The organism is Candidatus Nitrospira neomarina, from assembly GCF_032051675.1.
Lineage (GTDB): Bacteria > Nitrospirota > Nitrospiria > Nitrospirales > UBA8639 > Nitrospira_E > Nitrospira_E neomarina.
The window spans coordinates 3228641-3240839 of the sequence record NZ_CP116968.1; the positions used below are offsets into that span (position 1 = coordinate 3228641).

The 12199-nt window shown below is 48.9% G+C and carries 12 protein-coding genes; 6 read left to right on the top strand and 6 right to left on the bottom strand.

The genetic code is table 11. The features are described 5' to 3' along the window. Window positions 1–56: 56 nt before the first annotated feature. The 3 genes from rsmA to fmt form a co-directional block, all read right to left on the bottom strand. Window positions 57–872, bottom strand: a complete 816-nt coding sequence (gene rsmA, locus PQG83_RS13825) for a 16S rRNA (adenine(1518)-N(6)/adenine(1519)-N(6))-dimethyltransferase RsmA (RefSeq protein WP_312742160.1) — start codon at window positions 870–872, stop codon at window positions 57–59. 61 nt (window positions 873–933) lie between these two features. Further along, on the bottom strand, window positions 934–1251 hold the full coding sequence (locus PQG83_RS13830) for a hypothetical protein (protein ID WP_312742161.1): 318 nt from the start codon (window positions 1249–1251) through the stop codon (window positions 934–936). A gap of 80 nt (window positions 1252–1331) precedes the next feature. Further along, window positions 1332–2315 carry a methionyl-tRNA formyltransferase gene (fmt, locus tag PQG83_RS13835; RefSeq protein WP_312742163.1) on the bottom strand — a complete coding sequence of 328 codons (984 nt, stop codon included), beginning with the start codon at window positions 2313–2315 and terminating at the stop codon, window positions 1332–1334. A 222-nt stretch (window positions 2316–2537) separates the two neighbouring features. On the opposite strand from fmt, the gene PQG83_RS13840 reads away from it, so the two are divergent. Together PQG83_RS13840 and ruvA are read left to right on the top strand one after the other, a co-directional pair. Further along, window positions 2538–3293 (top strand): YebC/PmpR family DNA-binding transcriptional regulator, encoded by a 756-nt coding sequence (locus PQG83_RS13840; RefSeq protein WP_312742165.1) that lies wholly within the window; start codon window positions 2538–2540, stop codon window positions 3291–3293. Between the two features lie 280 nt (window positions 3294–3573). Further along, the gene (ruvA, locus tag PQG83_RS13845; protein ID WP_312742166.1) at window positions 3574–4185 is read left to right on the top strand and encodes a Holliday junction branch migration protein RuvA; all 612 of its coding nucleotides are present in this window, start codon (window positions 3574–3576) and stop codon (window positions 4183–4185) included. Between the two features lie 616 nt (window positions 4186–4801). On the opposite strand, the gene PQG83_RS13850 is transcribed toward ruvA, so the two are convergent. Both PQG83_RS13850 and PQG83_RS13855 read right to left on the bottom strand, forming a co-directional pair. Beyond that, on the bottom strand, window positions 4802–4930 hold the full coding sequence (locus PQG83_RS13850; RefSeq protein WP_312742168.1) for a hypothetical protein: 129 nt from the start codon (window positions 4928–4930) through the stop codon (window positions 4802–4804). Between the two features lie 190 nt (window positions 4931–5120). Next, on the bottom strand, window positions 5121–6371 hold the full coding sequence (locus PQG83_RS13855; protein ID WP_312742169.1) for an FG-GAP repeat domain-containing protein: 1251 nt from the start codon (window positions 6369–6371) through the stop codon (window positions 5121–5123). 199 nt (window positions 6372–6570) lie between these two features. Between PQG83_RS13855 and PQG83_RS13860 the strand changes: the two genes are divergently transcribed. Continuing rightward, window positions 6571–6894: a hypothetical protein gene (locus PQG83_RS13860; RefSeq protein WP_312742170.1), complete on the top strand. Its 324-nt coding sequence runs from the start codon at window positions 6571–6573 to the stop codon at window positions 6892–6894. 417 nt (window positions 6895–7311) lie between these two features. Here the strand turns inward: PQG83_RS13860 and PQG83_RS13865 are convergent, their stop codons facing one another. Beyond that, a complete protein-coding gene (locus PQG83_RS13865) occupies window positions 7312–8838 on the bottom strand; it encodes a spermidine synthase (protein WP_312742173.1) in 1527 nt (508 codons plus the stop codon). Window positions 8839–9054: 216 nt separating this feature from the next. Here PQG83_RS13865 and murJ point away from each other — a divergent pair, with 216 nt between their 5' ends. The 3 genes from murJ (at window position 9055) to PQG83_RS13880 (ending at window position 11862) form a co-directional block, all read left to right on the top strand. Beyond that, complete coding sequence (gene murJ / locus PQG83_RS13870) at window positions 9055–10674, top strand: murein biosynthesis integral membrane protein MurJ (RefSeq protein WP_312742176.1); 1620 nt, start codon at window positions 9055–9057, stop codon at window positions 10672–10674. Window positions 10675–10746: 72 nt separating this feature from the next. After that, entirely contained in the window at window positions 10747–11244 is a 498-nt protein-coding gene (dtd, locus tag PQG83_RS13875; protein WP_312742178.1) for a D-aminoacyl-tRNA deacylase, read from the top strand. 54 nt (window positions 11245–11298) lie between these two features. Then, window positions 11299–11862: a hypothetical protein gene (locus tag PQG83_RS13880; protein ID WP_312742179.1), complete on the top strand. Its 564-nt coding sequence runs from the start codon at window positions 11299–11301 to the stop codon at window positions 11860–11862. The last annotated feature ends 337 nt before the right edge of the window (window positions 11863–12199 follow it).

Consider the following 12199-nt stretch of genomic DNA (forward strand, 5'->3'; position numbering starts at 1 on the left):
TTCTATCGAGCAAACAACCCTTACGCATACGACAAGGCTACAAAATCCTGGAGATATTAAGAAGCGGAGGGCAGCATTCCGTCATTGAGCGCTTCAGTTAAATGCTGAAACTCCCCCACCGACAGCGTTTCCGCTCGCCTGGTTAAGGTAATGCCTGTACGCTCTTGAGCACTTTCTAGACAGGTCAAAGAAAAACCCGCTCCTCGTAATGCGTTGAGGAGGGTTTTTCGGCGTTGCCCAAAGGCCGCCCGCACCACCAAAGCAAACATGTCGGCTTCCTGAACAGAATAAGACTGATGAACACGAATATCCAACCGTACTACTCCCGAATCTACATCAGGAACGGGGCGAAAGCATTTTCGAGACACGGGGAAACCAAAACGGACATCAGCCAGGCGTTGGGCCATGACGGATAGCACACCATAATCTTTAGTATTGGGTTTGGCAGTTAACCGCTTGGCGACTTCCAGTTGCACGGTTAGGACCATTCGAAGGATCTTAGGCCGGGCTTCCAACAATCGAAACATAATGGGCGTTGAAATGTTATAGGGCAGATTAGCCACTACTACAGCGGGCTCTGGTAGTTGATCGAAGGGAAAACGGAGCGCATCGTGTTCTTGTATATCAAGGTTCGGACATTTCCCAAATTCCTCTTTCAAGAAATCCACCATACGGGGATCAACCTCTAAGGCTAACACCCGCTTCGCCGATTGGCATAACAATCTGGTCAACGCGCCGCCGCCCGGTCCAATCTCACAGACATACTCATCAGGCTTAATGTCCGCCAGATTGATAATTTTTCGAAGCAAATTTGGGTCAATAAGAAAATGCTGACCGAGCCGTTTGCGCGGATAAGGAGGAAGGGGTGCCATTATAATAGGCGGGGAGAAAAATGAGAGCGTTCAACCCGGCGCTTTATATGGAGAGGAACCATCAGGGGATACCGGTGGTCTGAATGTCCTTAACCAACTTTTTAAGATGCCGACGGCACATGTCTACTTCATCGGCTAATTCATCAAACACATCGCCCACAAAATAGGTGGTTTCCAACCATTCCTTGGTAATGTGCTGAAGATATGCCTGACTCACGTAGGGTTCGAGACCATTCACCACTTTTCTCTTCCACTTGGTGACATGGTCTTTTCCCTGCACCGCATTGAGAGCCTTCTCCGCCTGTGCGTGAATAGTGGTGATTTCCTCTATTTGACTCTGAATATAGGCCAATAACTCTGAGGTTTGATCGGTCATCATTGGATCCTTTTCCACCAAAACGGGTCATACTGAGAACACCTGGCACCAGAACCCTGACGGTGCCAATTTTTACCACACGATTACACCGCCAAATCGTCATGCTTCCCCATTGAAAAGGTCATGCCGATGGTAACTCGATGGCCGGTTATATAGTCAGAAACGTGCATGCGTTTTTTATTTTCAGGTTGAATCTCCAAAAGGTTCAAACTTCCCTGACCAGTTTGGACACGAATGGCCTGTTTCGTGATGGCCGTAATGGTGCCCGGGGCCTGAGAAATGTCATGGGCGGGGTGCGGGTTATCTGGTTCTTGATCTTCAACTTGGACTTTCCAAATCCCCCAACGTTCACCCTCCAGGAAAGTATACACACCAGGCCAGGGCGACAGTCCGCGTATGCGATTGGCGAGGGTTCGCGCCGGCCGATCCCAATACAGCAACCCATCTTCTTTGGTCAAGATGGGCGCCATAGTCGCCGCCGAATCATTTTGGGGGATAGGGGGCAGTGTGCCCTCGATCCATCCACGTAGAGTCCTGACCAGAAGGTCTCCCCCAATCTGAGCCATTCGTGGAGCTAACTCCCCTGAGGTTTCGTCCTGCCCAATAGCAATTTCTTCCTGTTGAAGAATGGCTCCCGTGTCCATCCCTTCGTCCATAAGCATAATGGTAACCCCGGTCTTCACCTCTCCCTGGATCACAGCCCATTGAATGGGGGCAGCACCCCGATACTGCGGAAGAAGGGACCCATGCACATTCAGGCATCCCTTCGGGGGAAGATCAAGAATGGATTTGGGTAAAATTCGCCCAAACGCAGCAACCACCACCACTTCAGGCTCCCATGCTCGAAGAGTTTCCAATAATTTTGGATCTTTCATTCTTTCCGGCTGCACCACCGGGATATTTTGTGACAATGCAAGCGCCTTGACTGGCCCTACTTGAATTTTCTTCCCACGCCCACTCGGTCGGTCAGGCTGACACACGACACCGACCACAGAAAATTCGGACTTCAATAACTGCTGAAGGGTAGGAACTGCAAAGGCTGGGGTGCCCATAAACACGATACGCATGACTAATTTCCTTAACACCGGATAAAGAAGAAAATCAATTGAACAGAATATAGCTCGAAGACTCTTCAGGACAACAACTATCCACCCTGCTTGCGATTCCAAACCTCTTCTACTGCCATGACCACGTGCATTGACTCCCTTTCAATTACTGTGATAGAAGCCCACGCGGGGGCACATTCGGGTATTTTCGATGCCTTAAATTATAGGAAATGGACCGCGAGCATGGGTGGACATAGTCATTGGTCAACAATTAAGCGCCACAAAGGCGCACAAGATGCCAAGCGGGGGAAAATTTTTACCCGCGTAATCCGTGAGATCTCCATTGCCGCTCGTAGCGGCGGCGACCCGGACGGCAATCCTGCCTTACGCCAAGCTATTGCGAAATCCAAAGAAGTGAATATGCCTGCCGATACGGTCAAACGGGCAATTCAACGAGGGACCGGAGAACTTCCGGGAATGCAATTCGAAGAGTTTATGTTGGAGGGCTATGGACCAGGAGGCACGGCACTTCTTCTAGAAATCTCAACCGACAAACGTAATCGGACGGTAGCCGAAGTTCGAAATATTCTCACCAAAAATAATGGGACGATGGCCGAAGCTGGCGCAGTCGCCTGGCAATTCCAAAAAAAAGGGCTACTGGTCATCGAAAACCAGGCTGTGACAGAAGAACAACTATTCGAGCTGGCACTGGAAGCCGGAGCTGAAGACGTGAAACAAACTCCCAACGGATTTGAGATCATTTCGGAACCAGCAAATTTTGAAGCCGTCAAAGAAGCCATACAGAAGGCTCAGATTGAAACCAGTTTGTCCGAGCTGACCTTTATCGCACAAAACCACATCCAACTTGAAGGCAGAGATGCAGAGCAAGCCTTAAAACTCATGGATCTCCTAGAGGAGAACGAAGACGTGTCCAAAGTCCATGCCAACTTTGAAATATCTGACGAATTGATGGAGAAAATGGCTGCCGAAAGTGCCTAGGAGGCTGTTCATTATTAGACTGATCTATTGCGGAAGCGCTGGGTTTCTCCAGATCTTCAGATCCGTTTCGTCCAACTACCCAACCATTCGCCTCACACGTTCAAAACGCCTGACTCAAACAAATAGAGCCTCGTTATGATCGCTAATCTCGGACAGGCTCTCTGCCTTCTGGGTTCCACTCTGCTCTTCCTTGGCATTATCCTTCAAAATTCCTACTCTGCCCCTTTACAATCCCGACCATCCCCTCACCATTTGCAGACAGTATGAGTTTCGCACAATCATGATCGCCTCCCTGTCAGGAACCCTCGTTTCAAAAACACCGCAAGACGCCGTAATTTCTGTGCAGGGCGTGGGCTATCATGTGTTTATTGCCCTTTCCACCTATTTCAGCCTTCCTGAAATCAATTCCACAGTACAAGTTTTTGTCTCCACCCACTTACGGAATGACACTATTCAGCTTTTTGGATTTTCCACCACTGAAGAGAAACAAGCTTTTTCACTTCTTACCACCATCAGCGGCGTCGGACCGAAACTCGCCCTGAGTGCGTTATCGACCCTTTCCATCCCAGATTTATGTACAGCTATTGAAACCGGTGACCTTGAAATCTTAGGTTCCATCCCCGGAGTTGGGAAAAAATCGGCGAGTCGAATCGTTCTGGAGTTAAAAGACAAAACCAATCGCATCATGCTCCCTGATTCCCACAAACCCTCACCGGCCCCGACTGAACCGACCAACTTTCTTCAGGAAGAAGCCGCCTCCGCCCTCATCAATTTGGGATATCGCGCCCCAGAAGTCAAAAAAGCCATGAATCTGGCGACGGCTAAATTGGACGAAGCGTACGAACTCGAAGACCTCATCCGCACCACCCTCAAGGAATTAGCTAAAGGTTAATTGAAAAAGTTTTTTTGTTAGGGGGCTACAGATTTTGGCCCCACAGAAATATTTGGGTTTTGGGCAAAGTCCCAGGTGTGATCTAAATGTGGAATCAGGGATTGAGAAAGACAAGGAACGTTATTGCGAAGATCAGGACATTAAATTATGCCATCAGAAATAAAAACCCATTACACCACGGCATAATCCTTAGAATCCACTCAGTGGTTTTGCCACACCACAGAGACCAGACAGAGACTCAATCAGTTCATAAAGTTTTTGAGTTACTAAGTTGAAAGTAAGGCGGGAGGATAAACAGGCTAGAGGGTTTCACGAATTTTTTGACCGTTGTAACCACTTTCGAGGACGCGTTTAAAAAAACGCAACACATCTGCTAAATCAAACCAAAATCCACAATTGATACATTTTGCGTTGAATCGGCGTGACATCCGGGTGTACTGACGTTCAACCAGCATAGTTCCTTGGCATCTAAGACACGTCATATCGATACAAACCTACTCCTGGATGAGATACTCTCGATGAGCGGACGGGACAATCCCCACTTTTCCCTTGCCAACCCCAAAAAAACAGGAGGATTACAGGACCTTTCAGTCTTGTCCCGAATCATCCCGGTTGCCTAGCGAAGTCGATTTAGAATCACCGCTACACAACCCGCAATAACTCCACCTCCTAAAACCGTGAGTCCCATGGAGAGAATCCCTTCCCACGTCCCAGAATACGACGAACCATAAATCAGGTCTCTCATGCCTCCCTGAACAAGCAAAACAGCTAGGGTCAACAGAGACCCCATTCCAAACCACCAGCCAAAAGTTCGCACATTCTCCTCACAAGGCTGAATCACGCTTTGGACCGGCGTTACGCCTCTTTCTGAAAGGCAAAGGTACTGTAAACATTGCAGAAATCGGGTGTCAAGAACATCACATTTGAAGAAGAATTCAAGAAGGAGTTGCCGGAAATTGGCTCTTCCGGATATTCAACCCATGATGTAAAAAAATAGAGACATTACTTGAAGCATTATTCACGACCGCCAATCCCGGTTCTTCCCCCCGATCGGTGGCAATCGATAGGGTAGTTAAGGCAAAGGGGGCATGCGGAGTGGGATAATCTCTTGGAGGATAATGAAAGGTCCCATCGCCCTTCCCAAATAACAACGAAATACTTCCGGATTGAATATTGGCAACGGCCACATCCGGAACTTTATCGCCGTCAAAATCCTGAGCCACTCCATAATTTGGACCGGCATCACCGCCCGATTCCCTTCCCTCCTGAAAAGTTCCATCCCCGTTTCCTAAAAACACGGTGATCGTGTTCATTTCACCGTTAATCACGAGAAGATCTATGGCTCGATCAGTATTAAAGTCTCCAAAGGAGACTCCCAATGGCCGCTTGCCAGTACGATAGTCAGTCGGAGCTTGGAAGGTGCCATCCCCCAATCCCAGCCAGATCGAGACCGCATGACTCATCGGCCCTCCATTGGACACGGCCAAATCCAAATGTTTATCCCCATTTAGATCCTCGGTAGCCACAGAGGTAGGCGTATCTCCATATTCATATAATGGTCCCAATCGAAATTTGCCGTTCCCCATCCCCAACAGGATTTGGATTTTGTCGTTGCGGAGGGCCACCACTAAATCAGGAAGAAAATCTTCATTGAAATCTCCTGTGGCAATACTCACCGGCGTACGATGAACCAGGTATTGGGCCCCACGCAAAAAAGTGCCATCGCCTTGTCCCAAAAACACGAGAGCATGATTATCCCCGGAACACGCCACAACGAAATCCGGCACGTGGTCAAGATTAAAATCATCCACCGCCACATTCCTCGGCTCCTGACAGGCAGAAATCGTTTTTTGGTCCTGAAAACTCCCGTCCCCCTTTCCCAAAAGCAGTGACAGGGAATTTCCCTGAATATTGCTGGTAATCAAATCCGTAAACCCATCACCGTTAAAATCACTGGCTCGGATAGACGTAGGGTTTTTACCGACCGGAATATCTAAATAATGATAAATCAGATCAGGAGGATTGTACTCTTCACGCGTAGGACAACCGACCAAAGACAGGAGGCCCAAAAGACCCAGAGGAATGACAAGGCGAGCCCACAAAGACTGACTGGAATACAATTCTTCTTGCCTTTCTCCAGAATGTGTGGGTTGAGAGGGTACTCTTATAGATGCAGGATAAACCATGTCCAGCGCCTCGAGTATACGGATTTTTCCAAATGATGTAAAACCTGCTACTAGCCGGAGAGATCCTCTTTTTCTACCAGGCTACAGACGACTTTGCTAGAGACAATTTTGAAGATATGACCTTCGCACACTGGATGACTCGACTCTCTTTATGTTATAGAGGTCCCTTGTCTTTTTGTCTGTTTGTAAGGAGGAAATCATGGCCGAAGAAAAGCAGAAAATTGATCTAAGCATGTATGGGGTAGCCGAAATCATAAAATGGTGCATTACCCGCAACAACGGACGTATTCCAGGAACTGATACCGCCGTCTTCAAAGAACTTCAGGCAGCGGTGGCCGAGAGGCCAACCTCAGGGGATTACTATACGCTGGATCAATTTTATAAAACACGGAAAGTATTCGAATTTACCAAAGATGAGGTAGCCGTGGTTGATCGATGTCTTTATGATCTCCCGAATTTTGACGGCGCTCAGCTACCACAAATTCGATACAAGTTTTGGCCAGAGGCTGTCTGTTCAAAATAGGATGACAACAGGCACCATACCTCCTGAACCTATGGTAATCTCTTTCGATTGCCTGTCTCCAGACAATCCTTGTCTTCAGGCTTAGAATGGGCGCAAGAATGCTTCCCGATGGCCAAAATCAAGCGAGGATTGGACGGCTCACCAGAAATTCTAGTATGCACTTACACGTTGAGATTTGAAACAACCGGTAAACGTGGGGAGTGATAACCCCTCAAGCCGTTCACCCCAGACACCACATGTGTCAAGTGCTTCTTTTGTTAGAGTGGCCTCTTACGGTTTTTACAACACCCGGATTATTCCCACCGTAACAACCAGGACCAGGTCACCTTTCTAGTGAAACTCTCCTCAGTAAACGGAGAGGCCTCCTAGGTCGTTTTATGAGGGAAGAATCCTGCTAACTCGAAGCGAAAGGGATACTCACCCTTCACCTTGAAGTAAATCTAGCGGAGAGAAATCATCAGTCAGAATCTGACCAGGAGCCAGAAGGACCGGCTCCTGTGACATGAATAATGCAAACCCTTCTGGCGGAAATCGATCCCGATTCATCTGACGAGCCAGAACATCCAAAAACTGCGAATCACGCATAACGGAGACAGGTTTTCCACCAAAAAAAATCAGGTTCACGGAACCTTTTTTTGTATCCAACCATTCAGGGCCCGCGACACCGTAGGACACCACATCAGGAAACGCCAGTTGCATCGTGGTCAACACCGCTTGAGCACGACGAACATTCGCGGGCGAATCGGAAGACGCCAGATTAACTGCAACCGCGCCTTCCGGGTGCACATGCTTTCGTAATTCTTCAAAGAATTCCTGAGTCGTCACATGGAACGGAATAAGATGCCTGGCAAACACATCGACCCACACCACATCATACTGGAAAGGATTATTTCGTAAAAAGGTGCGCGCATCCTCCACATAAACATGATGGTTGAGCGGTGGCGTATAACCAAAATACCGTTCAGCGGCCCGAACAACAGACGGATCCATTTCGACCACATCTAATTCCAAATCCGGCCAGTTCTTTCCTAGCCACTTTGCCAATGATCCTCCGCCATGGCCTAAAATCAATCCTCGCTTAGGATTCTCGACAATTGGCAACACACCCATCATGACTTGGCTATAGGGCAAGGCAAGAGATTCCGGAGTCGCTTTCCACATCACCGCGTGGAAGGTATTGTCCAAAATGAGATAACGGAATAAATCATTTTCACTCACTCTAACCTGTTGGTACGGGCTATCCTCCTGATAAATGGCCGGTGGCAAAATGCTGACCGGATGAAAACCCATCCAGGTCATTCCCGCTATCGCCGTAAGAAGCAGGGCCTGTAGACTCGGCTGGAGTATTCCAACTTTGAATGTCCACCATAGACCAAGACATACCTGGACCACGCCCAAGATAGCGACTAATGTAGCACTACCCAGCCAGGTTAAAAGATAAAAGGACGTCCCCCACGTTCCGATGAGGCTGCCAATGGTTGAAACCGCAATCATGCCACCGGTATGACGTCCAAGATGCCCCATATCCCCGATAGCCAAACGCAAGAGGGCCGGGAGAACGCCGCTCAATCCAAATGCCGGAACCGCCAATAGCACACCGGCTGCAAAACATGGCCCCCAGCGAGGATCCTGAATCCATTGGGCCACTCCAAAAACGACGGGCTGCCCTACCCATGCCAATAACAAGGTCCAAGCGCCGGACAGCAACAACAGCCCAGCCAACACCCGCTGCGGAGCATATCGATCAGCCAGCCAGCCTCCAGCGGCATAGCCACTGCTCATGGCAGCCAGGACCACCCCAATCAGCGCGCCCCAGACATATAGCGAACTGCCAAAAACCGGCGCGAGAAGTCGGCTTCCTAAAATTTCCAACGCCATCACCACCGCACCGGTCGAGAACGCCGTCGCAAAGCACCACCATCGTGGCAGACTGGATTGAGTCAACGAAGATCTTGTCATAAGATGAAGAATTGGATGGACAAAAGGGAATTGATGCTAAAGCATGATTTAGAGGGTGTCAATTCAGAAACAACCGAAAAAACCCGTATCCAGACTCTGCGTGCGAACCCGGGCCCATTTTTAATCCTCGAGCAAAACGATCGCTCTCTGATATCTGACAGATGAAACAACTCAACCCTTTCCGGTAACATTCCGATTCGGATGTCTCAATCAGCTCAACCTCCACCAGTCCCGTCATCTCCTCAAGGAGAGACCCAACGTATTAGCCGTGCGGCCGGGCTGATCGGCGGAGCTACTTTCTGTAGTCGGATTCTCGGATTTATTCGAGATGTCACTCTCGCCAATCTGTTTGGCGCCAACGCTTCAGCAGACGCCTTTTACATCGCCTATCGAATTCCCAATCTGTTGCGAGAACTTTTTGCGGAAGGGTCCATGTCTTCCGCCTTTATCCCGGTGTTCACCGAATATCATTCGACCCGCTCCAAGCAGGAAACCTGGGAATTAGCCAGCGCAGCATTCACCACGCTCCTGACGCTCGTAACCCTTGTCACCTTACTGGGCATCGTTGCCGCTCCGAGTCTCGTCTGGCTTCTTGCGCCAGGCCTCCATGATCAAGCGAATCAACTCGCCACGACCACGCTCCTCACACAGATCATGTTTCCCTATTTACTCTTCGTGAGCCTTGCGGCCCTGGCCATGGGAATACTTAATTCCCTCCATTCATTTGCCGTTCCGGCCCTGGCTCCTGTCTTTTTTAATCTGTGTGTCATTTTCTTTGCAGTAGCCATTTCCCCGTTATTTGATCAGGCGATTCTGGCTGTAGCCATTGGCATTGTGGTGGGAGGGCTCGCTCAATTCCTCATGCAATTACCCAGTTTACACAAGCATGATTTCCCATTGTCCTGGAATTTTCATCCGCGCCACCCCGGCGTGAAACGAATGGGGTTTCTGCTCATTCCTTCCCTGTTAGGCTTAGCTGTGACCCAAATCAATCTCACCATCAGCACGATTTTAGCTTCGTATTTTCAAGGGGGCCCCACGTATCTGTTTTATGGAATGCGACTCATTCAATTCCCATTAGGGATTTTTGGTGTGGCAATGGCCACAGCCATTTTGCCAACCTTATCCGGCCAAGCAGCCCGTGGGGCCATTCATGAACTACGGGAAACGGTAAATTTCGGGTTACGCATGGTGCTATTTATCATTCTTCCATCAATGGTTGGGCTGATCCTATTACGCATACCCATAATTCATGTGTTTTTCGAGCATGGCGCCTTTACGGCCATGGACACAGCTGGAACCGCTTCGGCCCTTTTCGGATTTTCAATCGGATTGTGGGCATTCGCCAGTTATCGAATTCTGGCAACCGCATTTTATTCCCTTCAAGATACGAAAACACCCGCCATCGTGGCTGTAGCGTCGGTTGGCCTCAACATTGGGCTGTCATTATGGCTTATGCAATGGCTTCAATACACCGGATTAGCCCTGGCGACCGCATGTGCCGCAATGGGGAACACCCTTATCTTACTGACCATTTTGGGGAACCGCCTTCAGGGGTTACTGTGGAAGACCCTCGGCCTATCTTTGGTCCGCACAGGAATAGCCCTTCTCCCTCTCATCGCCGTTTCTCTCTGGATTGCAGGATTCCCGCTATGGCAGACAATAGGGCAGAGCCTCGAAAAAGTTGCCTGGTTGATTGTGGCGCTTGTCACAAGCACGATTGGATATTTTTCCGTTCACCATGTATTCAAGTCAGAGGAACTCACCCACCTGACGCTCATGTTGCGAAGAAGGATACGCAAAGCATCTTCTACAACGTAAGCATGCGGACTGACAGACTTACCGTCATCATGCACGGCTGTCCTTAAAATAGGTGATATCAGGAAAGGTCTTATGATTGCCGTTATTCAACGCGTCACACAGGCTTCAGTCACCGTGGAGAGCCAAGTCATCGCCCATATCAACCGGGGGCTTGTCATTCTGCTAGGTGTGGCTAAAGGGGACACCGAACAAGACGTGTCCTTCATGGTCCAAAAAATTCCTCGCCTACGAATTTTCACGGACGTACAAGGGAAAATGACCGATGCCCTTCAAGACATCAATGGCGAACTCCTCCTGATCTCTCAATTTACCTTACTGGCTAATACAGGAAAAGGACGACGCCCAAGTTTTGAATTGGCAGCGCCTCCCGAAGAAGCACGTGTGCGATACCAGGAATTACTGGAACAATTCCGAGCCCTGGATCTATCTGTACAAGCAGGAATATTTGGTAAGACCATGGTCGTGTCACTGGACAATGACGGTCCCATGACCCTCATCCTGGACAGCAGGGCAGGCAAAGGAGTAAATAAGGTTAAGAACCTCTTACATCAGACCGATAGACATACATAAAAACCGACACACCCTGACGAAGGGAATTCGGTGGAAAGAGAGGGAAGGGCATTGATGACACAAATCCCTGAACAACATCCTCTAAGGCAGCTATTTGGTCGGTTAACAGAACGAAACTTTTCCGAAACATTGGGATGGCCAGATTTTCAAGTGACGGAATATGTTTCAAACCTGCTTCTCGAATTTATCCATATCGATCAACTCTCCCGTATCAAAGACCATGAGGGAGAACCCGTCGAAACAGTGGTGGAACTCCTGTACGCGGCCGAATCCCATAGCCAACAGTCTTCTGCTGAAAAAGAGCGGGATATTCATCGTCATATTGGGGACCTGACCTTGTTCCTCGCCGGACTCTTCCCCGAATATTGCAAACGGATAAAATGCTCCGGACTAATTCACCATAAGGATTTTTTGGTGGATTACGTTAAAGCCGGCAAACGCTCCTACAGTATTGTGGCTACCCATCAAGACCCTCAGGGCAAAAATCCACCCGCACTCTTTCAAACGCTTTCAACGAATTTTGAACTCTGTGTCGCGGGCCTTGGTTTTGTCCGATTAGACCTGGATCGTTTTCAGGATCCTAACCTGAACCAAGCGCAAAGCCACCTTTTCCACTAAGCGCTGTTTTTCCCGGCCGTCTCCTTAGCTCGGCCCTCAATATGATGACCCACCTATCGAGCCCTATTCGCAGCCTCGCTGGTTTCCGGTATGGCTCGTGCCATCATCCACAGAATTTGTAAACCCGACAAAAACAGCCAAGTCAACAGGAATGTGACAGAACATCACTATTACCTTAAGGCCCAATGCTTTTCACTTCCATTTTCAGTTATCCCGCTTTCTCGCTTCGAGTCGGTCAATCAGGAGGATCGCTTCCGAATCAAAAGGAGAGAAACCAATTTTCCTTTCACGCCTATTCAGATGACATACAAATTTGCCGAAATGCCTATAATCAGAA

Excerpts from the sequence above, each read along its gene's own strand:
- PQG83_RS13850 (WP_312742168.1), bottom strand. The coding sequence starts at position 4,930 with ATGAGAGACCTGATTTATGGTTCGTCGTATTCTGGGACGTGGGAAGGG.
- dtd (WP_312742178.1), top strand. The coding sequence starts at position 10,747 with ATGATTGCCGTTATTCAACGCGTCACACAGGCTTCAGTCACCGTGGAG.
- PQG83_RS13830 (WP_312742161.1), bottom strand. The coding sequence starts at position 1,251 with ATGATGACCGATCAAACCTCAGAGTTATTGGCCTATATTCAGAGTCAA.
- fmt (WP_312742163.1), bottom strand. The coding sequence starts at position 2,315 with ATGCGTATCGTGTTTATGGGCACCCCAGCCTTTGCAGTTCCTACCCTT.
- PQG83_RS13860 (WP_312742170.1), top strand. The coding sequence starts at position 6,571 with ATGGCCGAAGAAAAGCAGAAAATTGATCTAAGCATGTATGGGGTAGCC.
- rsmA (WP_312742160.1), bottom strand. The coding sequence starts at position 872 with ATGGCACCCCTTCCTCCTTATCCGCGCAAACGGCTCGGTCAGCATTTT.
- ruvA (WP_312742166.1), top strand. The coding sequence starts at position 3,574 with ATGATCGCCTCCCTGTCAGGAACCCTCGTTTCAAAAACACCGCAAGAC.
- PQG83_RS13855 (WP_312742169.1), bottom strand. The coding sequence starts at position 6,371 with ATGGTTTATCCTGCATCTATAAGAGTACCCTCTCAACCCACACATTCT.
- PQG83_RS13880 (WP_312742179.1), top strand. The coding sequence starts at position 11,299 with ATGACACAAATCCCTGAACAACATCCTCTAAGGCAGCTATTTGGTCGG.
- PQG83_RS13840 (WP_312742165.1), top strand. The coding sequence starts at position 2,538 with ATGGGTGGACATAGTCATTGGTCAACAATTAAGCGCCACAAAGGCGCA.
- murJ (WP_312742176.1), top strand. The coding sequence starts at position 9,055 with ATGTCTCAATCAGCTCAACCTCCACCAGTCCCGTCATCTCCTCAAGGA.